This window comes from Roseomonas sp. CAU 1739 (genome assembly GCF_039839775.1).
GTDB lineage: Bacteria > Pseudomonadota > Alphaproteobacteria > Acetobacterales > Acetobacteraceae > Neoroseomonas.
On sequence record NZ_JBDOQQ010000008.1, the window covers coordinates 80207 to 107079 of the forward strand.

The following is a 26873-nucleotide window of genomic DNA, read 5'->3' on the forward strand; positions in this document are numbered from 1 at the left end:
TCGGTTTCCAAAGGCCCACCGGCCTTTGCTGGGGGAGGTTCGGAGGGGGCAAAGCCCTCTCCGGTTCCACCGTCCAACCAACCTGTCGCGACGCAAATGGGATCCTGCCCCGCTCGGCCCACCGCCGCCGTCACGCGCCGTCGCGCAGGATGCGGCGGCAATGCACCAGCGCGGCTTCCAGCAGGTTGTCCGTCGCCTCCGGCGTGCGGAAAGCGGAGTGCGAAGTCAGCGTGACGTTGGACAGTGCTGCGATCGGATGCCCGGCCGGCAGCGGCTCCTCGACGAACACGTCGAGGCCGGCGCCGCCGATATGGCCACTGCGCAAAGCCTCGATCAGCGCGGGCTCATCCACGATCGCGCCGCGCGCGGTGTTCACGAACAGCGCGCCGGGGCGCATCTTCGCCAGACGCTCGGCCGAAAGGAAGCCGCGCGTCTCGTCATTCAGCAGCAGGTGCAGCGACACCACATGGCTTTCGGCCAGCAGCGTGTCGATATCGGTGAAGGTCACGCCGGGATGCGTCTTCGCCGAGCGGTTCCAGGCCAGCACCTTCATCCCCGCGCCGTTGCACAGCCGCGCCATTTCCGCGCCGATGCCGCCGAAGCCGATGATGCCCACCGTCTTGCCGGTCAGCTGCATCCCCTCCGTGCGCGGCCAGCCGCCGCCGGCGATCTCATGGTGCATGTGGCCGATGCCGCGCGCGGCCGCCCACATCAGGGCGTAGGCCATCTCGGCGACCGCGGTGTCCCCATAGCCCTTGATGATGTGGACCTTGACGCCGCATTCGGCCTCCAGCGCCTCCGGGTCCATGTAGGACCGCGCGCCGGTGCCGAGGAAGACGATGTGCTTCAGCGACGGGCAGCGCTTCACCACATCGACCGGGAAGGCGGTGTGGTCGTCGATGGCGATCTCCACATCCTTCAACAGGGCGGGCAGCGCCTCCGGCGTGATGTCGGGGTCTTCATGGATGGCGACCGGCAGGTCGTCGGCGCGGTGCAGCCGCCGCATGATGTCGGCGAGGGAGGGGGTGGCATCGACGAAAGCGGCGCGCATCATTGTCTCCTGTTCACACATCCGCGGCGTGCTGTGCCAGCGCCGCCTCATTCCACACAAGGCCCATCCCCGGCCGGTCGGGCACCAGCGCCATGCCGTCTGTCACGACGAAGGGGTCATCCAGCAACGGAGCCGCCACGTCCAGATGCTCCAGCAGATGCGCCGTGGGCGTCACGTTCATCAGATGTACGCTGGCCTCGATGAAGATGTGCGACGACATCGGCACGCGATGCGCCGCCGCGATCGCCGCGGCGCGCATCCATCCCGTCACGCCGCCGATCTTCATCGCGTCCGGCATGCACAGGTCCACCGCACCAGCGGCCAGCGCGCGCTGCATGGATGCGGGCCCCCACCAGTTCTCGCCACCCTGCACCGGCACGGTCAGCCGCCGCGCCAGTTCCGCCAACCCGGCATCGTCCTGCACCGGCAGCGGTTCCTCCAGCCAGCGCACGTCCAGCTCCTGCAGCGCGCGGCCGCGCCGTTCGGCCTCGGGCAGGGTCAGCGCCTGGTTGTAGTCCACCAGGATGCCGACGCCCTCGCCCACCGCCGCGCGGACGGCGCGCACCGTGTCGAGGTCATCCTCCAGCCGCGCATGGCCGATCTTGAACTTGACCCAGCGTGCACCGAGCGACGCCACCGCGCGCCCGGCTTCCTCCGCCAGCATCGCCGGCCCCCAGCCGCGCAGGGAGGCATAGATCGGCACCGGCCTCGGCTCGCCCCCCAGCAACGCGCACAGCGGCAGCCCGGCGCGCACCGCCAGCGCATCCCACAGCGCCATGTCGATTCCCGACAGCGCGATCTGCACCAGCCCTTCGGTGCCCAGGATGCGCCCGGCATCGTGCAGGTCCCGCCAGATCGTCGCCGGCGCCAATGGCCGCCCGACCAGCCCGGCGCCGAGGCTGCGCGCGAGTGCCGCCGTCGGCCCGAGTGCCGCGGGCGTATAGGGGAACACATAGGCCGTCCCCGCCGCGCCGCATGCCGTGCGCACATCCACGATCACCAGCGGTGCGCGCGGGATGACGTTCAGGCTGTTGCGCAGCGGCGGATCGAGCGGCGCATCCACCGCGCGCACGCGGATCTCGGCAATGACCGGCAGGCTCATGATGGCGTCTCCTTGCCGATGATCCTGCCTGCGCGTCACACCTGCGTCGAGGCGTGCTGCTCCATCAGCGCGACGTTCAGTTCCGCCCCCAGCAGCACGACATAGACCGACACCCAGAACCACATCAGCAGCGCCACCACGGCGCCGAGCGGCCCGTACATCAGGTCATAGGTCGCGAAGTTGGACACATAGAGCGTGAAGCCGAAGGACGCCGCCGCCCAGATCAGCGTCGCCACGACCGCCCCCGGCAGCGTCCAGATCAGCCCCGGATGCTGCCCCGAAGGGCCGAGCCGATAGACCACGATCAGCCCGGCGAAGACGAACAGCAGCACCGTGCTCATCGACATGCCGCGCAGCGCCCAGGCCTGCGGCGCCGGAAGGCCGAGCAGCGCGGCCACCCCCGGCAGCGCCACCAGGGATGCGATGGCGAGCGTCGCCGCCAGGGTCGCCGCCATGGTGATGCCGATGGCCAGCGAATGGTAATGCAGGAAGCGACGCGTCTCGAGCACGGCATGCGCCATGTTGAGCGCACCCAGCATCGCCCGCGTGCCGGCAGAGGCTGACCAGATCGCGACGCCGCCCGAGACGATCGCCCCCCAGTTCATCGCCGGGCGCGGCTGCGCGACCAGCGCATGCAGCCGGTCTGCGATGAGGTCGTAGGTCTCCGGCGGCACCAATTCGCGCAGGATCTCGAGCTGCGGCTCCACCGTCGCGCTGTCGAAGGCCAAGCCGTACATCAGCACCAGCAGGAAGATGCCGGGGAACAGCGCCAGCATGGCGTAGAAGGCGCAGCCGGCGGCGGTCAGGGAAATGCGGTCGGACGCGGCGGCCTGCATCACTCGCCGGCCAATGGCGATGGCGCCGCGGCGGCGCGATCCCGGTGGGCGGAAAGGCGGCATGACATCCATGCGCCACAGCTAGAGCAGATCGCGCGCGAGTGGAATCATTCAGCTGCGTGACGATGCGCGCAAGTCCGAGAGCCCATAGCCATGTGCGTGAGCGCAGTCCCTGGCCGGCCGCGGCGGGCCGAACATCGGCATCGGGGCATCGCCGGCCGTGCCCGCCGATCTACGGTACGGCAGGCGTCCCGGCGGCGTCGGGCGGTTCCAACTGGCGCTGCGTCGTCGCCCGCAGCTCCAGCGACGTGATCCGTCCATCCTGGTCGGTGTCCAGTCGCTGGAGCAGGGTGGCGAGCGTGTTGCCCGTGGGCGTACCTGGCCCCGCCATGTTGGCGGGACGTTGCTGCATGTTTTGCAGCGTGGCGGCGAACTCCTGTCGGCCGCCTGCAGCCTGAAGCCGAGCCGCATCCTGCTGGCTCTGCATGCGGATCGCCCGGATCGCCTGTGGCGCGGTTGGCGAACGCTCCGGGATGATCTGCATGGCTGCGTACTCCGTCGTAGGTGTCGCGCCCGTCCTTCTGCCGGGCCACGCCGTCCTGGCGCAGGCAGCACTTTGCAGCTGCCGTGCCACATCCCCGTCAGGCCAGAAGCGCGAAGGTCAGCTCATGCTTGTTGTTGAAGCCGTGGAACAGGCAAGCCCCTGAAATCGCGGCGAATTCCGCTGCCGTATCGTGGTCCGTCTCGCCCTGGAACTTCAGCGTGCAGACGAAATTCCGCGCCGCGCCGGCGTCCATCCATCGCCGCACCAGGCCCAGCAAGCGGTCGGGGTAGCAGATGATGTCGGAGAACAGCCAGTCGACCGGCACTTCCTGCCGGGGGTCCATGCCGAAGGCGCTCTCCTGCCGGCAGGAAACGCCGGGCATGGCGGCGATGGCGGGGTCGAGCGGCGCCTTGTCCACCGCCACGACACGCGCACCGAGCCGTGCGATCGCCCAGGTCCAGCCACCCGGCGAGGCGCCGAGGTCGAGGCAGGTTTCGCCCGGCCCCGGATGCCGGCCGATGCGCGTCAGCGCCTCCCACAATTTCAAATAGGCGCGGGAGGGCGGGCCCTCGCGATCCTCGGCGAAGCGGACCTCGCCATTGACGAAGGGGCTGGTCTTGGTCGGGCTGGCCAGCATCCGGTCCGGCGCCAGCAGCGTCCAGGCGCCGAGATGGCCGGTCGGCGCGGGTTCGGGGAACGCCAGCGGGCGGGCCTTCACCGGCGGCAGGCGATCCGCCAGCAAGGCGGACCGGCGATGGTGCAGCAGCGGGTAATGCGCCCAATTGCGCTGGATGGCGCGCAGCGCGTCAGCGCCGGCCTTGACCGAGGGGACCGCGATCTCGCGCGGATCGGTCCAGGCCTCCAGCGCCCAGGGCGCCGCGACCGGCGCATCGGGGGACAGCGCCAGCCGGCCATGCCACACGTCGATGCGCGCTCCGGCACGTCGCAGATCCTCGGTGAGGTCGGCCTCGAAGCCCTCGGCGGCAAGGTAGGCGCTACGGATCACCGCTTCAGCGCCGCCAGGGCCAGCAGCGCCCAGCCGGCCATCAGCGTCATGCCGCCGGCTGGCGCGACCGGCCCGAGCGAAGGACGCCCCAGCACCCCCCACCACACCGCGCCGCAGAACAGGATGGTGCCGATGGCGAAGGCCGCGCCGGCCAGATGCGCGAGGCGCCTGCCGTGTTCGGCCATCAGCCCGGCGGCGATCAGCGCGAACGCGTGCCAGCCCTGGATCATCAGCGCATTGTCCACGGCACGACGCGGCGCGGTCGCGAAGGCGGCCGGCGCGCCATGCGCGGCCCAGGCCGAAAGGGCGACGGCGGCGAGCCCGGTTAGGGCACCAAGGAACAGCCAGAGACGATGCATGGGATGGACTTACGCGCGCCGTGCGCTGACGTCACGTCCGGCTGAACAACCGCCGCAGCCGTTCGGCCGCGCCGGCGAGGCGACGTCCGAAAGACGCCTCCATGTCCTCGATGCGGGTGACGTGCTGCGGCCAGCGGCCCTGCACCCAGCCCCAGCGCCGCGCCGCCCAGATGTGCTGGTCGCGCAGCACGAAGACGCCGAGGGCCAGGAACAGGAAGCCCTGCAGGAAGGGCAGCACCAAGCCAAGCACGCCCAGCGCGAGCAGGCACCAGCCCGTGGCCTTGCGGGAGAGGGAGGGGCGCAGGATCACCATGGGGCGGCAGGTGGCGCGCCGGGCGGTGCAGCGCAAGCCCTTGACGGCGGCGCCCGGCATGGGTCGGAACGTTCCGAAAAATGCCTGGCGCCGGACTGCGGAATGCGCCGGCGGGCGCAGTCCCGAACCGGCGCCGAGGCACAGATGCCGTCGCGCTACACCGGTTTGTTTTCGCCGGCGGTCGCGCTGTACCAGTTGGTCGAATCCTCGGTGGCGCGGCAGAACATGCACAGGAAGGTGGTCACGGTGGGCACGGCCTCGCGCACCGCGGCGATGCAGTCCTTCAGGCTGACGCCCGCGCTGAACCAGCGATTGCGAACCACCACGAAAAGATGATCGCCCGGCGCGGCGAGGTTCTGCAGATCCTGGTAGTTCTCATTGGCGCCGTGGCGGCCATGGAACTTGTTGAGCATGTAGTTCTCGCACGCCTCGCCGGCCGCATAGACCTTCTTGCCATCCGAGACCTTGACAAGCGGCAGTTGCGACGGATCGCCGGACCCGAAGCGATTGTACGAGTAGCTGAAGATATCACCGTGGTCGTGAAAAAATGAGACGGTGACGCCCTGGGGAACGGTGAACGTCATATTATCCATAAAGTAATTTTTCTCGAAATGCCCGCCGTGACAAATGATATAGCAGGATGTCTTTCCGGTCGAGTTACCAATCAGGTAGTAGTTGGTCAGCTTTGTGACCGGAGAGCTGTTCTGCGCGAAATCCATGCTTGCGCTGGAATGCACATCCGAAAGATGATCGAAAAATCCTGATACGACCGAGCCGAATGACATGATCTGGTGCTCCAGGTTGTGTCCGCATTGCCCTTGTCTCATAAACGAGCATGCGTCGCGGCTGACCGCAAGAGCGACGGAGGCGTCGTCCAGCGCGGAACCCGGCGGGTGCGCCGCATCCGTTCGTTGCATCTCGGGATGGCGCGGTGCCGGCCATGACCGGCAGTCCCGTTGCCGTGGCTTGCGGCCGCCGGACCACCGCCACGTCACAGCAAGACGCTGCCCTCGATGCAGGTCACGGTGGCCCCGCCGACCCAGATCGCCCCGTCCTGCCGGCGCAGGTCGATCCGCCCGGCGCGGCCGAGCGCGGTGCCCTGGCGCGCCACATAGGCCTCCGGCGCCTGCCCCGTGCCGATCAGCCATTGCGCGACCGACGCATTCAGGCTGCCGGTGACCGGGTCCTCATACCCTTCGGCGCAGACGAAGGCGCGCAATTCGAACTGCGCGTCCGTGCCGTCCTTGGCCGGGTCCCATGGCCCGACCAGCCCGAGCGTCAGCCGCCCCAGCGCCGCATAGTCCGGCACCGCCGCCAGCACATCGGCACGCGACCGCAGCTTCACGGCCACCCAGCCGGGTCCGTTATCCACCCAATGCGCATTGGTGATCGCTTCCGTGGGCAGGCCGAGGCCCGTGCGGATGCGGTCCAGCAGGTCGGGTGCGACGGGGCCCGAACGCACCAGCGGCGGCGCGGCGAAGGCGAGGCCGCCCTGCCCGCGCCGGATCGGCACGAGGCCGACAGCGCATTCCTGCATGACCTCCGCCCCCTTCGGCACGCCGCCCGCGGCCAGCCAGGCATGGCAGGACCCGAGCGTCGGGTGCCCGGCGAAGGGCAATTCCCGCGCGGGGGTGAAGATGCGCAGGCGATAATCGGCCGCAGGGTCGGTCGGGCGCAGGATGAAGGTGGTCTCGCTGAGGTTGGTCCAATTGGCGAAGGCGGCCATCTGGTCATCCGTCAGCCCATCGGCACCCAGCACCACGGCAACCGGATTGCCCTTGAGGGGCACCGAGCAGAAGACATCGACCTGCTGGAAGGCAAAGCGGGGCATGCTGTGTCCTCGTCGTTCAGGGCAGGCCGTTGCGGCCATGCGTGCGATAGCCCGGCCGTGTTGCCAGCCGGTCGGCGTAGGCGGCCACGGCGGGCAGCGATGGCCGGTCGATCGGCGTCATCAGCCAGCGATTGACCGACAGGCCGATAACGATGTCGGCGAGAGTGAAGGTGTCGCCGGCAACAAAGGCGCCGGACCGTGCGAGTTGCGCGTCGAGCAGCGCCATCTTCGCGTTCCAGGCGGCGGCGCTGGCGGCGACCTGCGCCGGCGTCACTGTCCGGTCATCGCGCAGCAGCGCCATGAAAGCGGGCCGCCAGGCGGTGTTCAGTTCCGTCGCCTGCCAGTCCATCCACATCTCGACCCGCGCGCGGGCCAGCGGGTCGCGCGGCAGCAGGTCGTCACGCCCGGCACTGGCGGCGAGGTAGCGGCAGATGGTGTTCGACTCCCACAGGACGCCGTTCGGCACGGCGATGACCGGCACCAGCCCGTTCGGGTTCATCGCCAGGAATTCGGGTGCAGCGACGCTGCCGACATCCTCCCGCGTGAAGGCGATGCCCGCCTCGGCACAGGTCCACAGCACCTTGCGGACGTTGATCGACGACGCCTTGCCGAAGATGCGCAGAGGCTCGGTCACGCGGCGCCGCGCGCCTCCAGCGCCGCGAGCAGCATGCACAGTGCGATGCCCTCGGCCGCCGCGCGGACGTCGGCCAGCGTCGGGAAGCTCGGCGCCAGGCGCAGGATGTTGTCGTTGGGGTCCCGCCCCTGCGGCCAGGTGGCACCGGCCGGCGTCAACGCGATGCCAAGGCCGCGCGCCAGCTCCACCACGCGCCGCGCGGAGCCCTCCAGCATCTCGACGGTGATGAAGTAGCCGCCTTCCGGCCGCAGCCAGCGCGCGACGCCGAGGCCACCTAGCCGCTGTTCCAGCGCCGCGATCGTCGCATCGAACTTCGGCGCCAGCAGCCGCCGATGCCCCGCCATGTGCCGCTTCAGCCCGTCGAGGTCGCGCAGGAAGCGCGTGTGCCGAAGCTGGTTCAGCTTGTCCGGCCCGACCGTCCGCCGCCCCGCCTGTTCCAGATACCACCGCACATTCGCCGGCGACCCACCGAAGAAGGCGAGCCCCGCCCCGGCCAGCGTGATCTTTGAGGTCGAGGCGAAGATGAAGGCACGCTCCGCATGCCCCGCCGCCGCGCACATGCTGAGGATGTCGAGCGGCGCCGGCTGGCTGTCCGTCAGGTGATGCACCGCATAGGCATTGTCCCAGAACAGCCGGAAATCAGCCGCGCCGGTGCGCATGGAAGCGAGCCGCCGCGCCACGGCCTCGGAATACGTCGCCCCTGTCGGGTTGGAGTAGGTCGGCACGCACCACATGCCCTTCACGGCAGGATCGGCGGCGGCGGCCTCGACGGCATCCATGTCCGGGCCATCATCGCGCATCGGCACCGGGATCATGCGGATGCCGAAGCCCTCGCAGAGCGCGAAATGGCGGTCGTATCCCGGCACCGGGCAGATGAACGCCGCATCGCCCTGCGACCACGGCGCTGCACCGCCCGCGACACCCTTCAGCAACGCCAAGACGATGCAGTCATGCATGATGGCGAGGGAGGAATTCTCCGCGACCACCACCTGGTCCGCCGGCACGCCGAGCATCGCGCCGAACAGCCGCCGCGCCTCCGGCAGGCCCTGCAGCCCGCCATAGTTGCGGACATCCTGGCCATCCTCGGCGAAGTGGTCGCGATTGCCCGGCAAGGCGAGCATGCCCTCCGCCAAGTCCAACTGCTCAGCGGAAGGCTTGCCGCGCGTCATGTCGAGCTTCAGCCCCGCCTTCTGCAGCGTGGCGTACGCGGCGCGCGCCTCGGCGGCCAGGACTTCGGGGGCGGGGGCGAGGATAGCGGACACGGCGGCGGCTCCGATCGGGACAGGGATGCGAAACTGTGCGACACAATGCCTCGGATCAATCGCGATATTGTCCTGAGATCAATATGCCCGAGACCGACTATCGCCGCCTCGCCGATGCCATGGCCGCCGAGATCGCCGCCGGCAGGCTGCGCCCCGGCGCGCGGCTCGACCCGGTGCGGCGGTATGCCTACGGGCGCGGCATCGCGGTTTCCACCGCCAATCGGGTCTATGCCGAACTCGCCCGGCGCGGGCTGGTGGCGGGCGAGGTCGGGCGTGGCACCTATGTCCGCGCCGGCCTGGCGCCGCCGCCCATGGCCGAGCCCGGCCGCCCCGGCGTCATCGATTTCGAGTTCAACTTCCCCGCCGTGCCCGGCCAGGCCGAAGCGCTCGCCGAAGCCCTGCGCGACGCCCTTGCGCCCGACCGTGCCGCCGAGGCGATGCGCCCGGTCGGCGCACCCGGCCACGAGGCCGCACGTCTCGCTGCCGCCCGCCACCTCGCCCACGGCGGCTGGTCGCCGGCGCCCGACGACCTGCTGTTCACCGGCGGCGGCCGCCAGGCCATCGCCGCCACCCTCGCCGCCTGTGCGACCGCCGGCGATCGCATCGGCATCGAGGCCATGACCTACCCCGCGGTGAAGGCCGCCGTGACTCGCCTCGGCCTGGTCGCGGTGCCGCTCGCCATGGATGCCGAAGGGGTGACGCCGGATGCGGTGGACGCCGCGATCCGGGCCGGCCCGCTGAAGGCGATCTACCTTCAGCCCGTCATCCACAACCCGACCGGCGCGACCATGGGCCTCGCCCGCCGCCGCGCCCTCGCATCGCTGGCCGCGCGCGAGGACATCATCCTGATCGAGGACGCCGTCTTCGGCTTCCTCGACGAGACCGACATCCCGCCGCTGATCGCCCTGGCCCCGGATCGCGTGCTGTTGGTGGACGGGATGTCCAAGCGCGCCTCACCGGGGTTGAGCAGCGGCTTCATCGCGGCGCCCTCCCCCGCGCTGCGGCGGCGCGTGGCGGCGGCGATCCGCGCGGGGGCCTGGCATGCGTCGCCGATAGGGTTGGCCGCCGCGACGGCCTGGATGGAGAGCGGGCTGCTGCGCCGTTTGGAAGCCCAGAAGCGGATCGACGCGCAGGCCCGCCAGGCGGTGCTGCGGGCAGGATTGGTCGGACAGGCGCTGCTTGGCGACCCGCGCGCCTACCATCTGTGGCTCGAACTGCCGGAACCCTGGCGCTCGGACGCCTTCACCACCGCGGCGGCGCGGCGCGGGGTGGCGGTAACGCCATCATCGGCCTTCGCCTCCCAGCCGGGGCATGCGCCGAACGGGGTGCGGATCGCGTTTTCCTCTCCGTCGATGGACGCCATGGAACGCGGCGTGCGGGTCATCGCGGCGTTGCTGGCGGCCGGGCCGGAGAGCCTTTCGGAATAGCGCGGCCGTCAGCCGGGGCTACCCTCGGATCGCGGCCCAGCCGAGATCCACGAGCGCGAGGCGCGGACGCGCCCAAACCACCCCTTGGCCCGGGCGCATCAGCGCGGGGCGCGAAGGCAAGCGGCCCGGATGGGCCGCGCCTGCCGTTTGAGGGTACGAAAAAACTCGGGGCTCTGCCCCGAGCCCCGCCGGGGACCGGACGCGGTCCCCGGACCCCGCGATCACAAGGCGCGGGCGAGGAAGTGGGTGCCGCTGACGGGCGTGTCGTAATACGGGGCGGTCGGGGCGAAGCCCAGGCGGGCATACAGGGCGATGGCCTCGGTCATGGTCGGCAGGGTGTCGAGGCAGATTTCGCGATAGCCGAGGCGACCGGCTTCGGCGCAGATGGCCTCGACAAGCGCGCGCCCCAGGCCGAGGCCGCGCCCGGCGGGGGCAACGTACAGGCGCTTCATCTCGCAGCGTCCCGCAGCCTGCATCGGTCGCAGGGCAACGCAGCCAAGCGGCGCGCCGCCTGCGTCGCGTGCAATCAGCAGCGCGCCTGTCGGCGCCACATATTTGCCAGGCAGCCCCGCGAGTTCCGCCGCGAAATCCTGATAGGCCAGATCGACCGGGAGCGACGCGGCATAGGCCTGGAACAGTTCAGCGATCGCGGCGATGTCGTCGCGCGTGCCGGCAGCGCTGATGTCAAACGCGGCAGTGCCCATGCCCGCACTATGCGGCGCGTCGCCGCGCCCACCAAGCCCGGCGCCCAATCCCCGCGGTCCAGGGGCCCGCTGGCCCCTGGCGGGGTGGTCCGGAGGGGCAGCGCCCCTCCGGTGCGTCCTCAGATATGCACCGCCTTGTCCCAGGCAGCGAGCGCGGCTTCCTTCACCGCCTCGTTCAGCGAGGGATGCGCGTGGCTGGTCCGCGCCACATCCTCGGCGCTCGCGCCGAACTCGATCGCCAGCGCGACCTCCGCGATCAGCGTCCCGGCATCCGGCCCGATGATATGTGCGCCGAGCACCTTGTCCGTCGCCTTGTCGGCGAGGATCTTCACGAAGCCGTCCGTCGCGCCCATCGCCCTCGCGCGGCCATTCGCCATGAAGGGAAATTTGCCGACCTTGTAGGCGGTGCCGGCGGCCTTCAGCGCTTCCTCGGTCGCACCCACCGCGGCGACTTCCGGCCATGTGTAGACCACGCCCGGGATCGCATCGTAGTTGATGTGCGGCTTCTGCCCGACCAGCATTTCCGCCAGCGCGTAGCCTTCATCCTCGGCCTTGTGGGCGAGCATCGCACCGGTGATGGCGTCGCCGATGGCATAGATGCCGGGGATGTTGGTGGCGAAATGCGCATCGGTCTGGACGCGGCCGCGCTCGTCGAGCGCAACGCCCAGCGTGTCGAGGCCGAGTGCTGCGACATAGGGCCGCCGACCGATCGCCAGCAGCACGACGTCGGCGCGCAGTTCCTCGGCATCGCCGCCAGCGGCCGGTTCGACCTTCAGCGTCACGCCGGTGGCATCGGCGACCGCGCTGGTCACCTTCGACTTCAGGCGGAACTTGAAGCCCTGCTTGGTCAGCATGCGCTCGAACTGCTTGCGGACCTCGCCATCCATCCCCGGAAGGATGCCGTCGAGGAATTCGATCACCGTCACCTCGGCACCGAGGCGGCGCCAGACGGACCCCAGTTCGAGCCCGATCACGCCGCCGCCGATCACCACCATCGACTTCGGCACCTCGGCGAGTTCAAGCGCGCCGGTCGAGGTGACGATGCGTGTCTCATCGACCTCGACGCCCTTCAGCGGCGTGGATACGGACCCGGTGGCGATGACGATGGACTTCGCGGCGTAGTCGGTGCCGGCCACGTTCACCACGCCCGGCGCGGTGATGCGCCCCTCGCCCTTCAGCCAGGTGACCTTGTTCTTCTTGAACAGGAACTCGACGCCCTTGACGTTGGCGCCGACGACATCCGCCTTGCGCGCCTGCATCTTCGCCAGGTCCAGGCCGACCTGCCCGACGATGATACCCTGTTCGGCGAGGTGATGCGTCGTCTCCTCGAACACCTCCGACGAATGCAGCAGCGCCTTGGACGGGATGCAGCCGATGTTGAGGCAGGTGCCGCCCAGCGTCTCCCGCTTCTCGACGCAGGCGACCTTCAGACCGAGTTGGGCTGCGCGGATGGCGCAGACATAGCCGCCGGGGCCGGCGCCGATGACGATGACATCGAATGTTTCGGACATGAAGCGGGGGTCCTGCGGTCAGGGTTCGGTTGAGGCGGGCGGAAACTGCCCCTCCGGCGGGGCGGGATCAAGGCTTGGAAAAGCACTGTGAAGCGCGCCGGGCCTTGCCTATCCTTTCGCCCATATGGGCAGGCACCGCCAGATGTGCCGCCCCAAGGAGGAAAGTTCATGATCGACCGGGACCCCCGTGCCCTGCGCACGACCCGCCGCCTGCTCATCCTGTCCGGTGCGGCGACGCTGGCCGCGCCGGGCATCGCGCGCGCCCAGGCGCGCTTCCCCGACCGGCCGATCCAGTTGGTCGTGCCCTGGCCGGCCGGCGGGTCGGCCGATGTGCAGCTACGCTCGATCGGCGACATCGCCAGCCGCACCCTTGGCCAGCCGGTGGTGATCCAGAACCGCCCCGGTGCGGGTGGCACCCTCGGCCCGATGCAGGTCGCCCAGCAGGGCCGCCCCGATGGCTACATGCTGACCCAAATGCACCTGTCGGTGCTGCGCCGGCCATGGATGATGCGCACGCCACAGTGGGACCCGGTGGGGGATTTCACCCACATCATCGGCATGACCGGCTGGCTGTTCGGCTGTGCCGTCAAGGCCGACAGCCCGTTCCAGACCTGGCAGCAGATGATCGCCTATGCGCGGGCCAATCCGGGCAAGCTGAACTACACGACCTCCGGCATCGGCACGACCAACCACCTGGCGATGGAGACGATCCAGGAGAAGGAGGGCGTGCAGCTCACCCACGTCCCCTTCCGCGGATCGAACGAGGCGGTGACCGCCGTGATCGGCGGCCAGGTTGAGATGGTCTGCGACAGCTCCACCTGGGCGCCCTTCGTCGAGAGCGGGCAGATGCGCGCCCTTTCGGTCTGGACCGCCGAGCGCGTGGCGCGCTTCCCCACCGTGCCGACGCTGGTCGAACTCGGCTACGACCTGACCGTTACCTCCCCCTACGGCGTCAGCGGCCCGAAGGGCATGGATGAAGGCGTGGTGCGCGTGCTGCACGACGTGATGAAGACGGCGCTGATGACCCCGGAGAACACCGAGGTCCGCAACCGCTTCGACATGCCGCTGGTGTACCAGGACACCAGGACCTACCGCGCCTTCATCGCCGAACGCGTGGATTACGAGAAGGCGATGGTGCGCCGGCTGAACCTGAGCCTGGACGGCTGAGGGCGGCGGCCATGATCGCGCGACGCATCCTCCTCGCCGGGGCGGCGCTGCCGCTGCTGGCGCGGCCTTCGCTCAGCCAGGGGCGGTTTCCCAACCGCCCCGTGCGCTTCCTCATCCCCTGGGCGCCGGGCGGCACGCTCGATGGCTTCATGCGCATCCAGGCCGAGATGTTCCAGCAGGAATTCGGCCAGCCGCTGATCATCGAGAACCGCCCCGGCGCACGCGGCACGCTGGCGGCGATCCAGTTGATCAGCCAGACGCGGCCCGACGGCTACACCGTCGCGCACCATCATCTGTCGGTGATCCGCCATCCCTTCCTGACGCGGCGGCCGACCTGGGATCCGGTCAACGACTTCAGCTACATCATGCAGCAGACAGGCTTCATCTTCGGCCATGTCGTGCATCCGCAATCCGGCTGGAACACGCTGGCCGACATGTGGGCGGCGGCGCGCGCGCGGCCGGGGCAACTGTCCTACGGCACCTCGGGCATCGCCACGTCGAACCACCTGGCGATGGAGGAGCTGTGCGAGAAGGAAGGCATGCAGATGATCCATGTGCCGTTCCGCGGCACCAGCGAGAACATCACCGCCTTGATGGGCCGGAACATCGACTGCATCGCCAATTCGAATTCCTGGCAGCCCGGTGTCGAAGCGGGCCAGATGCGCCTGCTGGCGGTCTGGACGCGCACGCGGCTGCGGTCCTTCCCCGACACGCCGACGCTGCTCGACCTGGGCTACGGCATGTCGGTCACCTCGCCTTATGGGGTGGTCGGGCCAAAGGGGATGGATCCGGAGGTGGTGGAGTTCCTGCACCAGGCCTTCAAGCGCATGCAGTTCAGCCCGCAGGTGCAGGACTTCATGACGCGCAACGACCTGCCGGACGAATACCTGGGACCGGCCGACTACACCGCCTTCGCACGGGAACGCGCCGCCTATGAGGAGCGGATGGTGAAGCGGCTGAACCTGAGCATCGACTGAGGCAGGCGGACCGAAATCCGCCCCCTGCGCCGAATGCGCGAGTGGCGACCATCGACGTCCGGCCAGCCAAGCGCCAGGTATCGGTTTCCAAAGGCCCACTGGCCTTTGGTGGGGTGGCTTGGAGGGGCAAAGCCCCTCCATCCTTCCGCCCGACCGCCGCCCCTACCCCCTCACGGCACGCCCAACATCATGGCGGGCGGCGGCGTGGTGTCGAACACCACCTGCTTCACCCCGGGCACCCCCTCGGCGAGCACGCGCAGCGCCACCGCTGCCTCCTGCCCCAGGAAGCCGTGGAAGGTCACCATGCCGTCCTTGACCGTGGGGAAGACGAAGCGGGTGCTGACCCAGGATTCCGCCGCCATGCGGGCGAACAATTCGCGGCGGATGCGCGGGTCGGAGGCATCCTCGGCCGCACCCGCGGCCACCGGTGCCATCACCGCGCGCAGGAGGTCGGCGCGGGAGACGACGCCCACCAATAGATCCCCGCGCACCACCGGCACGCGGCGGATGCGCCGGGTCTCGAGGATATGGGCGACCTCCTCGACCGTCGCATCCTCGGCCACCGTGGCGAGGTCGGTGCTCATCACGTCGCGCACCAGGCGGCCATGGGCGCGGGCATAGGCGATCGCCTGGTCGGCATTGGCGCCGAGCAGCGCGGCGAAGAAGGAGGCGGGCTTGTCCTCCTTGGCCGACAGGCGCCGCATCAGGTCGCCATCCGTCACCAGGCCGACCAGCGCGCCCGCGCCATCGACCACCGGCAGGCCGGAGATGCTGCGTTCGGCCATCAGCGCCGCCACCGCCTCGAGCGGGGTTTCGGGCGGCACCGTCACGGGGTCGCGGGTCATGATGTCGCTGGCGCGCATGGACTTCCTCCGTCTTCTGTCAGGGCAGGATGGCGCGGGTCGCGGTTCGGGACCTTGACGCGGATCAAGAAAATGCGCCGTGGGGCCTGGGCGGCCTTACCCCACTTCGATCCGCGCATCGTGCACCAGCCGCTGCATCAGCGCCCGCTGTTCGGCCAGGTAGCGCGCGAAAACTGCCGGGTCGGTGCCGATGGGCAGCGCGCCGAGCGTGTCCAGCCGCTGGCGCACCGTCGCATCGGCAAGCGCGTGGCGCGCCGCTTCGTACAGCCGCTGCACGATGGGCGCCGGCGTGCCGGCGGAGGCGTAAAGGCCGTTCCACTCGTTCAGTTCGAAGCCATCGAAGCCCTGTTCGGCGATGGTCGGCACATCCGGCAGCGGCGCGATGCGTTGCGCCGTGCTCACGCCCAGCGCCACCAGTTGCCCGTCCCGCACCAGTTGCAGCGTCGAGGAGACGGTACCGAAGACGAAAGCGATATTGCCGCCAAGCAGGTCCTGCAGCGCCGGCGTGCCGCCGCGATAGGGCACATGCGTCATCTCGAGCCCGGCACGGTTCAGAAACAGCGCGGCCGCCAGATGCGCCGCCGTCGCATTGCCCGAGGAGCCGTAGGACAGCGATGCAGCGCGCGGTCGCGCCCAGGCGACGAACTCCTGCACCGTCTTCGCCGGGCAATGCCGCGGGTTCACCGCCAGGATCTGCGGCAGGACCACCACCTGGCTGACCGGCGCGAAAGCCGTCGCGTAGTCGAAGGCCAGGCCGCGGATCAGATACTGGTTCACCGTATGCGCCATGGCGTCGATCATGATGGTCTGGCCGTCGGGCGCGCTGCGTGCCAGTTCCCCCGCGCCGATCGACCCACCGGCGCCGCCGCGGTTCTCCACCACCACCGGCTGGCCAAGGAAGGCGCCCATCGGCACCGACAACAGGCGGGAGGTGGTGTCCACGCCGCCGCCGGGCGGATAGGGCGCGATCAGCCGGATCGGCCGCGCCGGCGCCCACGGGGCCTGTGCGACGGCGGGCGTGGCGATGGCGGTGGCGAGCAGGGCGCGGCGCAGCATGTGATTGTCCTCCCGGTATCGGGGGATGCTTGCCCGGCGGCGGGCTAGCTGTCGAGGCGGATGCCCTCGCCCTGGATCAGCGCCTGCATCTGGGCGCGCTCATCGGCGAGGAAGCGGGCGAAGGCGGCGGGGCCGTCCGCGGCGGGCAGCAGGCCGAGATCGTCGAGGCGCGGGCGCAGCGCCGCCTGGTTCACCGCATCGGCCGCCGCCGCGGCGATGCGCACGACGATGGGCGCCGGCGTGCCGGCGGGGGCGAGCAGGCCGAGCCAGTCGCCCATGGCGAATGCCGCGAAGCCCTGCTCGGCGACGGTCGGCACATCGGGGAACACCGCGCTGCGCGCCGCCGAGGAGATGGCGACGGCTCGCAGTCGTCCGTCACGCAGCAGCGGCGCGGCAAGTGCAACCGAGGTGAAGCCCATCGGCACATCGCCGCGCAGCAGCCCGGCGATCTGGTCGGCACCGCCGCGATAGGGGATGTGCTCGCCGCGAATGCCCGCGCGCCGCAGCAACTGCGCCATGGCGAGATGCGTGCGCGCGCCCACGCCGACGCTGCCATACCGTGCCTGGGCGGGGTCCTCGCGCAGCCGGGCGAGCAATTCCGGCAGCGTCGCCGGGCCGAATTCCGCGCGCACCACCAGCAGCAGCGGCAGGGTGGCGAGCAGTGTCACCGGCGCGAGGTCGCGCACATAGTCGAAGGACAGGCCGCGCATCAGGAAGGGATTGACCGTCTGCCCGCCGGAATCGAGCAGAAGCGTGGCGCCGTCCGGCGCGGCTTGCGCGACGAAGCCCGCGCCCACCGCGCCGGAGGCACCGGACCGGTTTTCCGGCATGACCAGGGTGGCGAGGATCTCGCTCATGCGCGGGGCGATCAGCCGGCCGAGGATGTCGGTGGATCCGCCGGGCGGAAAGGCGATGACCAGGCGCACCGGGCGGTCCTGGGCCAGGGCCGGGGTGGCGAGCGGCAGGGCGAGCAGGGTGCGGCGGAACATGGGCGTTCCGTCGCGCCGCAGGCCGCCAGCGTCAAGTTACGATGCGGTTGCTGCGCGGCGGGCGGCGATCTCGGCGCGGAGCGCGTTGACGTCCTGCGGCGAGAGCCCGCTCTTGGGCAGTAGCAGCGGCACCTTCGGCGGTTCGGTCAGGATGACGATGAAGTCACGTGTGTCCAAGACCTCGGTCACGTCCATCCATGCCCGCACATGGGCCGGATCGGGGCCAGCCTCGCCGGGCTTCGGAATGACCAAGCCGACTCCCGCATCGTCGGTGACGATCGTGGCAGGAACCGATGCCGTCGCGGGCACATTCGATGCGCCCATGAAGTGACGGAAGCTTCGCAGGCCGCGACGCATCCGAACCCAGTGACCCGCAATGCCGCCGGCGAGGACGAGGGCGAAGATCAGGAGGATCACCTTCATGCCGTCGCTCGGTGCCTCGATCGCGAAGCCCGAGAGCGGCCACACGATCAACCCGAGGGCGAGGGCCAGGCCGCTGACCGCGCGCAACACCACGCGCCTGACCACGAACCAGAAACCCTGCGACGGGAACCGCTCGAGGTCGCTCAGCGAAAGGGTGGCCGCATATCGGGGCATCCGGGATGCTGGCACGCCTGCGGCGGCATTGGATAGGCGCGGCATTGAGGCGCATTGTCGGGCCATGGCACGCTCACCCGCCCACGCACCGGACCTGTTCGGCGAAAGCCCCTCACCCACGACCGGGGGCGACGCTGCACGCCCCCTCGCCGACCGGCTGCGGCCGCGCGTGCTGGCCGAGGTGGTAGGCCAGGAGCAGTTGCTGGGGACGCAGGGCGCGATCGCCCGCATGCTCGACCGCGGCTCGCTCGCCTCGCTGATCCTTTGGGGCCCGCCCGGTGTCGGCAAGACGACCATCGCGCGGTTGCTGGCCGAAGCCGCCGGGCTGCGCTTCACCGCGCTGTCCGCCGTGTTCTCCGGCGTTGCCGACCTCAAACGCGCCTTCGACGAGGCCCGCGCGCGCAAGTCGAACGGCCAGGGCACGCTGCTGTTCGTCGATGAGATCCACCGCTTCAACCGCGCCCAGCAGGACGGCTTCCTGCCAGTGGTCGAGGACGGCACCGTCACGCTGGTCGGCGCCACCACGGAAAACCCATCCTTCGCCCTGAACGGCGCGCTACTGTCGCGCTGCCAGGTCATGGTGCTGAAGCGGCTGGACGATGCCGCGCTGGACCTGCTGCTGACGCGCGCGGAGGAGGAGACCGCCCGCCCCCTGCCCTTGCAGCCCGAGGCACGCGGCACGTTGCGCGCCATGGCCGATGGCGATGGGCGCTACCTGCTGAACCTGGCGGAGCAGTTGTTCGCGCTGCCGCCGCGTACGAAACCGCTCGACACCGCCGCGCTGTCCACGCTGCTGGCGAAGCGCGCCGCGCTGTACGACAAGGATCGCGAGGAACACTACAACCTGATTTCGGCCCTGCATAAATCGATGCGCGGGTCGGACCCGGATGCTGCGCTCTACTGGTTCGCGCGCATGCTGACCGGCGGCGAGGACCCGCGCTTCATCGCCCGCCGCCTGACACGCTTCGCCGCCGAGGATGTCGGCATGGCCGACCCGCGCGCCCTGCCGCTCGCGATCGCGGCGTGGGAGACCTATGAACGCCTCGGCTCGCCGGAGGGTGAGCTGGCGCTCGCGCAACTCGTCGTGCATCTCGCCACCGCGCCGAAATCCAACGCGGTCTATGCGGCCTTCGGCGCGGCGATGCGCGCGGCGAAGGAGACGGGCAGCCTGATGCCGCCGCGGCACATCCTCAACGCGCCGACCAAGCTGATGAAGGAAATCGGCTACGGCACCGGCTACGAATACGACCACGACGCCGATGAAGCCTTCTCGGGACAGGACTACTTCCCCGAGGAGATGCGCCGGCAATCCTTCTATCGTCCGACCGATCGCGGCGCGGAAGCCGCGATCGGGGAACGCATGGCGCGGTGGGATGCGCTGCGGCGCAAGCGCCGCGGCTGATCAGCCGCGCTCGACCTCGAAGGCCAGCGCGTTGGCGATCGTCCAGCTCTGCTCATAGGCCTGGAACATCTTCGTCAGGAACTTCTCCGCATCGCCGGTGCCGATGCGATACTCACCCATGTTCGGGTCGAAGAAATAGAAGTGGCGGTTCATCCCGAGCGTGCCGTGCGACGCATAGGACGCGACCATATGCGCCGCCCCGTCGGTGAAGGTCATGCTGTAGAGCGTGTAGGTCCCCGCCGTCTTGCCCAGGCCGACAAGGGTGCCGGCCAATCCGCCGGCGGTCTGGTTCGCGCCGAAGGCGACGGTGGTCAGGATCGGGCGCAGGACGTAGGTCTTCAGCGACGGGCCGAACCACGCCTCGACATAATCCGCGATGCCCGCGCCGCCCGCCGGGTCAGGCGCGGCCATCATAATGTCCTGGCTGCGGCCGCCGAAGCGGAAGCCGCCAGTGCTGACCAGCGCGGAACAGCGCTGCTCGGCCGTCTCGTCATGGAACATCATGCGCCGCGCCGCCCAGACCATGGACAGGCCGCAGCAGATGCCCTGCCGCTTGCCATCCGTCAGCGGCGCGTTGAACAAGGCGTGGAACATCTGGTCGTTGCTGAGAACCGTACCCTGGTCCATCGAGAAGGTCTTGGTGTAGCCCGCGACTTCCATCTGATCTCCGCTCCTGCCTGTTCTGTGTCGCCGGCGCCTCCGCGCCGGCCGTCATGCCGCAGCCCCGGCCCCCGGGGCCGTCCGGTCAGCCGTACTCGACCTCGAACGACGCCAGCCACAGCACGCCGAGGAAGCTGTTGTTGTAGGCCTTCAGCCAGGCCTCCACGAACTTGGCCGCGTCGCCGGTATCGACCTTGTATTCGCCCATGTTGGGGTCGAAGAAATACAGGTGCCGGAAGAAGCCCATCTTCCCGCCCGACGCATAGGACGCGACCATGTGCCCGGCCGACCCGGTCGCGGTCTTCAGCCCGATGTTCCACAGCCGGTAGGTGCCCTTGTCCTTCACATGCGGCGCGAAATTCGCAGCCGCTCCGGCCAGGCTCGAGACATCGACTTCCACCGTGCTGTTGGGCGAGATGACCAGCGAATAGGCGCGCAGCGGCTCGCCATAGGCGTGGTGGAAGAAGTTCTCCATGCTGCCGCCAGGATCGCCGAGGGCGAGGTGATGGTCCTGCGTCTTGCCGCCCCAGATGAAGGCGGCCTCGTTCAGCGCGGCCTCGCGCTTCTTCGCGTTGTCGTCGGGAAAGGTCATGGTGCGCGCCAGCCAGATCATCGACAGGCCGGTGCAGATGCCGTTGCGCTTCTCGTCGGTCAGCGGCGCGCCGTACATCGCCTGAAAGCTCTGGTCGTTGCTCAAGATCACGCCCTGGTCGAGCGCGAATGTCTTGGAATAGCCTTCGACGTCCATCACGTAGCCCCTCTAGCCCCCTGCTGAGCGCCAGATTAGGCTGCGTAACCCGGTGCGGCAACGAGGCCCGGACGGCGCCGCGCGCACGCCATGCAAGGCTTCACAGCGTCATCATTGCCGCTGGATCGGGCGGCGGGCGCGGCGCGACGCAACCTCGATCCTGGCCATCGAACCGCTGGTCGCGGGCGTCGCTTCCCCGGGGCCCGGTGGCGATGAAGCCTCGCGACCGCGGCGCTGGCCGTGACCTGAATCGCGACCTTGCTCACGCTCGGCGCCGCGGCCTGTCCGCTGTGGCCGTTCAGGCGCCGACGCCAGCGCCCCACACACGGGCGGGGATGAAGACCTCCCCGGCCATCAGCTTGCGGGCGGTGCGCAGCGTGCCGCCGCCCAGCACCTCGACGCCGTCATTGCCGGTGCGGCGCGTGCTGATCACTGCTTCCATCTGGCCGGTCGGGTGTTCCAGCACGATGGTCTCGCGTTCATTCGGACCGATGTGCGCAAGGCCGTCCGCCACCGTGCCTGGCAGCATGCAGGCGGTGGCGATGCAGATGCCCCCTGTTACGGCCATCGCCTCATGGCAGGCGAGCGGCGTGAAGTAGCGCGCGGCGATGCCCGCGCCCCCGGCCGGCTCGGCGACGATGGCGAATTTCGGCATGACCTTGCCCTCGGCATCGCCCATGCCCATCGCGAGCGAGGCGGCGCGGCGGATGCGCTCGATGCGCGCCATGAAATCCTTGTCGGCGTCCAGTTCCTTCGCCGATTCACGCGCCGTCTTCCCGAGGTCGGCCGCGCGCGCGATCACCACCGGCATGCAGACATCGAGGCAGGTGACCTCCACGCCCTCGATCATGTCGCGGGCGTTGCCGGTGGGCATCAGGCTGCCCGTCGCACCCCCCACCGCATCGGCGAAGTTCAGCACGATGGGTGCCGCGGTGCCCGGTACGCCGGCGATCGCGGTGCCGCCGTCATAGGTCACCCGCCCGCCCGGGGTCTGCACCACGGATTCGATGAGCGCCCCGGTGTTCACCGCGCGGATCAGCACCGATGTCTCGCCCGCTTGCGCCGGCACCAGCCCCTTCTCGATGGCGAAGGGGCCGATGCCCGCCAGCATGTTGCCGCAGGTCGGGCCGAAATCGACGAAGGCCTTGTCCACCGAAACCTGCGCGAACAGGTAGTCGACCTGCTGCTTTTCCCCAGAAGCGGCCGGGGAGACGATGCAGACCTTGCTGGTCAGCGTCGTCGCCCCCCCCAGCCCGTCGATCTGCCGCGCATCGGGGCTACCCATGGCGGCGAGCAGCACCTGCGCGATGCCCTCGCGACTGTCGGGCAGGTCGGAGGCAAGGAAATATGGGCCACGGCTGGTGCCGCCGCGCATCAGGGTGCAGGGGATGGCGGTCTGGGTGGTCATCGCTGTGCGGTTCTCCGCGTCTTCGCTGGCCGCGGTTTTGCAGGCTGCGGCGTGGTGTGACCTGATTCATGGCACGGGATGCGGGGGGCGACCATCCTCGCCGGCAGGCACCCACCATCGAAGGATGGACCATGCGAAGCATTGCTCCCGCCGCCCTGGCGCTGATGCTGGCTGCCCTGCCGGCGCGCGCGCAACCGGCGCTCGAGGCCTGCGCGGACGAGGCGCGCCCGCCCGCCGCGCGCGTCGGGACCTGCACGATGGCGCTGCGCCTGTCCCTGCCGCCATCGGCCCGCGCACGGGCCCTCACGGCGCGGGCCGATGCGCAATTCACCCTCGCCCTCCAGCGCAGCGAGACGCAGCGCGCCGCCGACCCCGAGGGCAGCCTGCCCCCGGCCGCGCTCGACCCCGCCCTCGCCGACATCGGCGAGGCCATCAGCCTTGGCGCCGGTGGCGAGGCCCTGCTGCTCCGCGCAACGTTGCGCCTGTGGCGCGGGGACCTCTCGCCGGCCGCGCGGCGCAGCGTCCTGCGCGGCGACAACGAGGCCGTGATCCGCGACCTCACCGCCGCGATCGCCGCCGATCCCGGCAATTGGGAATTGCACGCCATGCGGGGCGCGAACCGCAGCATGAGCGGCCTGCCCGGCGCCGATGCCGATTTCGCGGAAGCGCGCCGCCTGCTCGCCGCCGCGCGACGCTGACATCAACCCGCGCCAGCGGCGCCGCCAGGCGCTATGCTGGCATCCATGCCTGTCACCAACCGCACCGTCCGAGCCTCCGACGGCGAACTCCGCCTCGACCGCTGGTTCCACCGCTACTTCCCGCTGCTGACCCAGGGCGCGCTGCAGAAGATGCTGCGCTCCGGCCAGATCCGCGTCGATGGCAAGCGGGTGGACGCCAATACCCGCATCCTGCCCGGCCAGGTCGTTCGCGTCCCGCCGATGCCCGAGGGCCAGGCTCCGATGGCCGAACCCAAGCCGGTCGACCCGCGCGAGGCCAGCGCGCTCGAACGCCTGGTGATCTATCGCGACGACAGCATCATCGCGATCGACAAGCCGCAGGGCATGGCGGTGCAGGGCGGCCCCGGCATCGCCAAGCATCTCGACGGCATGCTGGACGCGCTGCGCTTCGGCAGCGAGGACCGGCCGCGGCTGGTGCATCGTCTCGACCGCGACACCACCGGCGTGATGGTGCTCGCCCGCACCCCGGCGGCGGCGTCCAGGCTCGCTTCCGCCTTCCGCGGGCGCGACATGCAGAAGACCTATTGGGCGATCGTGGTCGGCCGGCCGCATCCGCTGGAAGGGCGGATCAGCATGCCGCTCGCCAAGCATGTCGGCGGGCATGGCGAACGCATCGTGCCGTCCGATGCGAAGGACGCCACGCACGCCGTCACGCTGTACCGCACCATCGACACCGCGCAGAAGAAGGCCGCCTGGCTGGAACTGACGCCGCTGACCGGGCGCACCCACCAGCTGCGCGTCCACTGCGCCTCGGCGCTGACCTGCCCGATCCTGGGCGACGGCAAGTATGGCGGTGCCGCCGCGCATCCCGACGGCTTCGGCGACCGCACGCTCCACCTGCATGCCCGCGCCCTGCGCCTGCCGCACCCCGAAGGCGGCTTCCTGGAACTCGCGGCCCCGCTGCCGCCGCACATGAAAGACACCTTCACCTTCCTCGGCTTCGACAAGCCGCGCACCCCGGCCTGCAAGCGGGTCCGCTGAGGCGACGGTCATGCGCGCATTGAAATGGGCCGCGGGCCTGCTCGCGGGGCTGCTGCTGCTGGCCATCGGCGGGATCGTGGCGGCGACCTACGCGCTCGATGCCGGCGCGCTGACGCCACGCCTGGTCGCCGCGATCGAGGCCGCCACGGGCCGCGCCGCCACGCTTGGCCGGGTCTCGGTCGGACTCGGCCTGACACCGCGCGTGACCATCGAGGACGCGACGCTCGCCAATATCCCCGGCGGGACGCGCCCCGACATGGCGCGCATCCGCCACGCCTCGGCAAACATCGCGCTGCTGCCGCTGCTGCGCGGCGACATCGCCTTCCGCTCCATTGCCATCGACGGTGCCGACATCCTGCTGGAACGGGCCCCCGACGGCACGCCGAACTGGGTCCTCCAGCCGCCGCCGCGCGAGCCCGCGCCAGCCACCGCCACCCCCGCCTCCCCGCCTGCCCCCGAACGCCAGCGCCGGCGCATCGCCATCGGCGTCGTCACCCTGGCCGACAGCCGCGTGACCCTGCCCGATCGGCGCCTCGGCGTGGTCACGGTCGAGATGGCGCGGCTGCAGGGCCTCGGCGAGGGCCAGGTGGACAGCTTCACCGCACGGGTCGGGGCGCAGGGTGTCACGCTCGCGCTGATCGGCGAGGCGCCGGCGGCGCCGGCGCCGATCCGCGCCACGCTTGCCGCCGGCGCCAATCGCCTGGTCGCGCGGGGCCGGCCTGGCCAGGGCTTCGCGCTTGACGCCGCCATGCCCGACTATGCGGCGCTGCGCCCGCTGCTCGCTGCCCTCGCCCCGGCCGCGCCACTGCCGGCGACGCTGCCGGCGCTGACGGCAACGCTCCGCCTGGACGACGACCTGCGGCCGCTCGGCGGCACGCTGCACGCTGCCGCGGCGGACCTCGCCGTGATCCGGCCGGGGCTGGCTCTCACGCGGCTCGACCTCGCCGCACCCGCCCTCGACCAACCGGCGGAGGTGACGGTCGAGGGCAGCCAGGCCGGCCTCGCCTTCACCGCACGGCTCACGCTCGACCAGGCAGGCGCGCTACTGCCCGCGGCGGCGGACGTCCCCCTCGCCGTCACCCTGCAGGCCGAGGCCGCCGGCGCGCGGGTCGAGGCCAGCGGCCGCATCCTGCGCCCGCGCATGCTCGAGGGTGCGAGCTTCGACATCCGTGCCGCGGTGCCGGACATGCTCGCCCTCGCGGCAATCCTTCCCGACCCGCTGCCGTTGCGCGACGCGACCTTCGCCGCCCGCCTCGTCGCCGAGGGTCCCCTGCGCGGCCCGCTGCGCATCGAGACACTGCGCATCGCAGCACCGGCCTTGGCGGCGCAAGGCGAGCTGCACCTGACCCCTGGCCAGCCCTTCGGCATCGAGGGCCGCCTGCTGGCGGACCGGATCGACCTCGACGCCTTGGCCCGGCGGGTGCCGGGTGCGACGGACGCCCCGCCGACGCCCGCGGCGCCACAGGCGGCTCCTGCGGAATCTGCGTCACCTGCACCCGTCCCGCCACCTGAACCGGCCAGGCCACCTGCGCCCGCCGCATCGCCTGAACCGGCCGCCGCACCTGCCGCGGCCGCGAACGACCGGCGCGTGATCCCCGACATCGCCCTGCCGCTAGCCGGCCTCGCGACGTGGCACGGCCGAATCGACCTGCGCGCCACCCAGGCGCGGATCGACGGCATGGACTGGCGCGACCTGCACGCCGTCATCGCGCAGGAGGACGAGGTCCTGCACATCGCCCCGCTGACCGTCACCAGCCCCGGCGGCGCGGTGCAGGGCGAAATTCGCATCGACCGCCGGGCCGACCCGCCTGCCGTGGCCCTGATCCTGCGCAGCACCGGCCCTGGCCTCGACCTCGCGGCCCTGCGCCGGGCGCGCGATGAAGCCCCGAGTGTCGAAGGCCATGCGCAGATCGCCATCGACGTCACCGCCCGCGGCGCCACCACCCGCGCCCTGGCCGCCAGCCTGAGCGGGGAGGCCGGGTTCGCCATGGTCGATGGCCGCGCCGTCTCGGCGGGGCTGACGCGCCTGGGCCCGGATATTCTCGCCCTGCTGTTGCCCGGCGCGCCCCGCGACAGGCTGGCGCTGCGCTGCCTGGCGCTGCGTGTCGGTGCCGAGGACGGCATCGCCACCACCTCCGCCCTGTTTGCCGAGACCGGCGCCGGCCAGGTCTCCGGCATGGCCGCCGTCAACCTGCGGACCGAGAGGCTGGCCGCGCGGCTGCTGCCCGACGTGCAGGTGCTCGGCGTGACGGTGCGCGCGCCGGTCGGCATCGGCGGCAGCCTCTCGGCTCCGCGCATCGGCGTGGAGCCGGGCCGCGCTCTGACCCAGGTGGTGGGCGACACGGTCGCCAACCGGCTGTGGCGCAGCCCGACGGTCGAATGGCTGCGTGGACAGGTTCCCGGCCAGTACCCCGCCGGTGGCTGCGAGGACCAGCTGCGCCTCGCCCGCATGGGCGCCGACGGTCCGATGCCCGCGCCGCAGGCCGTCGTGCCGGGCGTGCCACGCGAACTTCAGGGGACGGCGCAGGATCTGCTGCGGGGGCTGCTGGGCGGGCGACGGCGGTAGCGGCGGCAGATACGGGCACGGCGCTGCCCGATCTGCGCCACCACGGCCCGGCCAGGCGAAAAGGCCGGCGACAGCACGGCCCCCTTCCCGGGTCCGGGGCCATGAGCCCGCCCCTGTCCATCCGCCGCGCGGTCGGGGCGCC

The 26873-nt window shown here is 70.6% G+C and carries 27 protein-coding genes; 7 read left to right on the forward strand and 20 right to left on the reverse strand.

Features of this window, described 5'->3' with window-relative positions; all coding sequences use genetic code 11:
- Positions 1-130: 130 nt before the first annotated feature.
- The 11 genes from AAFN86_RS14615 to AAFN86_RS14665 form a co-directional block, all read right to left on the reverse strand.
- The gene (locus AAFN86_RS14615) at positions 131-1054 is read right to left on the reverse strand and encodes an NAD(P)-dependent oxidoreductase (RefSeq protein WP_347544086.1); all 924 of its coding nucleotides are present in this window, start codon (positions 1052-1054) and stop codon (positions 131-133) included.
- A 10-nt stretch (positions 1055-1064) separates the two neighbouring features.
- Positions 1065-2153 (reverse strand): enolase C-terminal domain-like protein, encoded by a 1089-nt coding sequence (locus tag AAFN86_RS14620; RefSeq protein WP_347544087.1) that lies wholly within the window; start codon positions 2151-2153, stop codon positions 1065-1067.
- Positions 2154-2188: 35 nt separating this feature from the next.
- Positions 2189-3052 carry a YihY/virulence factor BrkB family protein gene (locus tag AAFN86_RS14625; protein WP_347544088.1) on the reverse strand — a complete coding sequence of 288 codons (864 nt, stop codon included), beginning with the start codon at positions 3050-3052 and terminating at the stop codon, positions 2189-2191.
- 169 nt (positions 3053-3221) lie between these two features.
- Positions 3222-3533 carry an EF-hand domain-containing protein gene (locus AAFN86_RS14630; protein WP_347544089.1) on the reverse strand — a complete coding sequence of 104 codons (312 nt, stop codon included), beginning with the start codon at positions 3531-3533 and terminating at the stop codon, positions 3222-3224.
- Positions 3534-3630: 97 nt separating this feature from the next.
- Positions 3631-4539: an SAM-dependent methyltransferase gene (locus AAFN86_RS14635; RefSeq protein ID WP_347544090.1), complete on the reverse strand. Its 909-nt coding sequence runs from the start codon at positions 4537-4539 to the stop codon at positions 3631-3633.
- Positions 4536-4898: a DUF423 domain-containing protein gene (locus AAFN86_RS14640; RefSeq protein WP_347544091.1), complete on the reverse strand. Its 363-nt coding sequence runs from the start codon at positions 4896-4898 to the stop codon at positions 4536-4538. Before AAFN86_RS14640 ends, AAFN86_RS14635 begins: the two co-directional genes overlap by 4 nt.
- Positions 4899-4929: 31 nt before the next feature.
- The gene (locus AAFN86_RS14645; RefSeq protein WP_347544092.1) at positions 4930-5271 is read right to left on the reverse strand and encodes a PGPGW domain-containing protein; all 342 of its coding nucleotides are present in this window, start codon (positions 5269-5271) and stop codon (positions 4930-4932) included.
- Positions 5272-5366: 95 nt separating this feature from the next.
- Positions 5367-6128, reverse strand: a complete 762-nt coding sequence (locus AAFN86_RS14650) for a putative adhesin (RefSeq protein WP_347544093.1) — start codon at positions 6126-6128, stop codon at positions 5367-5369.
- Between the two features lie 74 nt (positions 6129-6202).
- On the reverse strand, positions 6203-7042 hold the full coding sequence (locus AAFN86_RS14655; RefSeq protein ID WP_347544094.1) for a PhzF family phenazine biosynthesis protein: 840 nt from the start codon (positions 7040-7042) through the stop codon (positions 6203-6205).
- Positions 7043-7058: 16 nt separating this feature from the next.
- A complete protein-coding gene (locus tag AAFN86_RS14660) occupies positions 7059-7676 on the reverse strand; it encodes a glutathione S-transferase family protein (RefSeq protein WP_347544095.1) in 618 nt (205 codons plus the stop codon).
- Positions 7673-8938 (reverse strand): aminotransferase class I/II-fold pyridoxal phosphate-dependent enzyme, encoded by a 1266-nt coding sequence (locus tag AAFN86_RS14665; protein WP_347544096.1) that lies wholly within the window; start codon positions 8936-8938, stop codon positions 7673-7675. Before AAFN86_RS14665 ends, AAFN86_RS14660 begins: the two co-directional genes overlap by 4 nt.
- An 83-nt stretch (positions 8939-9021) precedes the next feature.
- On the opposite strand from AAFN86_RS14665, the gene AAFN86_RS14670 reads away from it, so the two are divergent.
- A complete protein-coding gene (locus AAFN86_RS14670; RefSeq protein WP_347544097.1) occupies positions 9022-10365 on the forward strand; it encodes a PLP-dependent aminotransferase family protein in 1344 nt (447 codons plus the stop codon).
- A 221-nt stretch (positions 10366-10586) separates the two neighbouring features.
- On the opposite strand, the gene AAFN86_RS14675 is transcribed toward AAFN86_RS14670, so the two are convergent.
- Positions 10587-11069, reverse strand: a complete 483-nt coding sequence (locus AAFN86_RS14675) for a GNAT family N-acetyltransferase (protein ID WP_347544098.1) — start codon at positions 11067-11069, stop codon at positions 10587-10589.
- A gap of 119 nt (positions 11070-11188) precedes the next feature.
- Entirely contained in the window at positions 11189-12580 is a 1392-nt protein-coding gene (lpdA, locus tag AAFN86_RS14680) for a dihydrolipoyl dehydrogenase (protein WP_347544099.1), read from the reverse strand.
- Between the two features lie 168 nt (positions 12581-12748).
- On the opposite strand from lpdA, the gene AAFN86_RS14685 reads away from it, so the two are divergent.
- Positions 12749-13747, forward strand: a complete 999-nt coding sequence (locus tag AAFN86_RS14685; RefSeq protein WP_347544100.1) for a tripartite tricarboxylate transporter substrate binding protein — start codon at positions 12749-12751, stop codon at positions 13745-13747.
- 11 nt (positions 13748-13758) lie between these two features.
- Positions 13759-14724 (forward strand): tripartite tricarboxylate transporter substrate binding protein, encoded by a 966-nt coding sequence (locus tag AAFN86_RS14690; RefSeq protein ID WP_347544101.1) that lies wholly within the window; start codon positions 13759-13761, stop codon positions 14722-14724.
- Between the two features lie 170 nt (positions 14725-14894).
- On the opposite strand, the gene AAFN86_RS14695 is transcribed toward AAFN86_RS14690, so the two are convergent.
- From AAFN86_RS14695 to AAFN86_RS14710, 4 genes are all read right to left on the reverse strand, one after another.
- Complete coding sequence (locus AAFN86_RS14695; RefSeq protein ID WP_347544102.1) at positions 14895-15587, reverse strand: CBS domain-containing protein; 693 nt, start codon at positions 15585-15587, stop codon at positions 14895-14897.
- A 96-nt stretch (positions 15588-15683) separates the two neighbouring features.
- Positions 15684-16643: a tripartite tricarboxylate transporter substrate-binding protein gene (locus AAFN86_RS14700; RefSeq protein WP_347544103.1), complete on the reverse strand. Its 960-nt coding sequence runs from the start codon at positions 16641-16643 to the stop codon at positions 15684-15686.
- A 44-nt stretch (positions 16644-16687) separates the two neighbouring features.
- The gene (locus AAFN86_RS14705; RefSeq protein ID WP_347544104.1) at positions 16688-17632 is read right to left on the reverse strand and encodes a tripartite tricarboxylate transporter substrate-binding protein; all 945 of its coding nucleotides are present in this window, start codon (positions 17630-17632) and stop codon (positions 16688-16690) included.
- Positions 17633-17668: 36 nt separating this feature from the next.
- Entirely contained in the window at positions 17669-18229 is a 561-nt protein-coding gene (locus AAFN86_RS14710) for a hypothetical protein (RefSeq protein ID WP_347544105.1), read from the reverse strand.
- Positions 18230-18293: 64 nt separating this feature from the next.
- Between AAFN86_RS14710 and AAFN86_RS14715 the strand changes: the two genes are divergently transcribed.
- A complete protein-coding gene (locus tag AAFN86_RS14715) occupies positions 18294-19631 on the forward strand; it encodes a replication-associated recombination protein A (protein WP_347544106.1) in 1338 nt (445 codons plus the stop codon).
- Here the strand turns inward: AAFN86_RS14715 and AAFN86_RS14720 are convergent, their stop codons facing one another.
- From AAFN86_RS14720 to AAFN86_RS14730, 3 genes are all read right to left on the reverse strand, one after another.
- Positions 19632-20291 (reverse strand): hypothetical protein, encoded by a 660-nt coding sequence (locus AAFN86_RS14720; RefSeq protein ID WP_347544107.1) that lies wholly within the window; start codon positions 20289-20291, stop codon positions 19632-19634. It lies immediately after the preceding gene.
- An 85-nt stretch (positions 20292-20376) separates the two neighbouring features.
- Positions 20377-21039 carry a hypothetical protein gene (locus tag AAFN86_RS14725; protein ID WP_347544108.1) on the reverse strand — a complete coding sequence of 221 codons (663 nt, stop codon included), beginning with the start codon at positions 21037-21039 and terminating at the stop codon, positions 20377-20379.
- Positions 21040-21337: 298 nt separating this feature from the next.
- Positions 21338-22447 (reverse strand): 4-oxalomesaconate tautomerase, encoded by a 1110-nt coding sequence (locus tag AAFN86_RS14730; RefSeq protein ID WP_347544109.1) that lies wholly within the window; start codon positions 22445-22447, stop codon positions 21338-21340.
- A gap of 131 nt (positions 22448-22578) precedes the next feature.
- Here AAFN86_RS14730 and AAFN86_RS14735 point away from each other — a divergent pair, with 131 nt between their 5' ends.
- The 3 genes from AAFN86_RS14735 to AAFN86_RS14745 are packed head-to-tail and all read left to right on the forward strand — an operon-like array spanning position 22579 to position 26731.
- Positions 22579-23145, forward strand: a complete 567-nt coding sequence (locus AAFN86_RS14735) for a hypothetical protein (RefSeq protein WP_347544110.1) — start codon at positions 22579-22581, stop codon at positions 23143-23145.
- A gap of 45 nt (positions 23146-23190) precedes the next feature.
- The gene (locus tag AAFN86_RS14740) at positions 23191-24165 is read left to right on the forward strand and encodes an RluA family pseudouridine synthase (RefSeq protein ID WP_347544111.1); all 975 of its coding nucleotides are present in this window, start codon (positions 23191-23193) and stop codon (positions 24163-24165) included.
- A gap of 10 nt (positions 24166-24175) precedes the next feature.
- Positions 24176-26731 (forward strand): AsmA family protein, encoded by a 2556-nt coding sequence (locus tag AAFN86_RS14745; RefSeq protein WP_347544112.1) that lies wholly within the window; start codon positions 24176-24178, stop codon positions 26729-26731.
- Positions 26732-26873 lie beyond the last annotated feature (142 nt).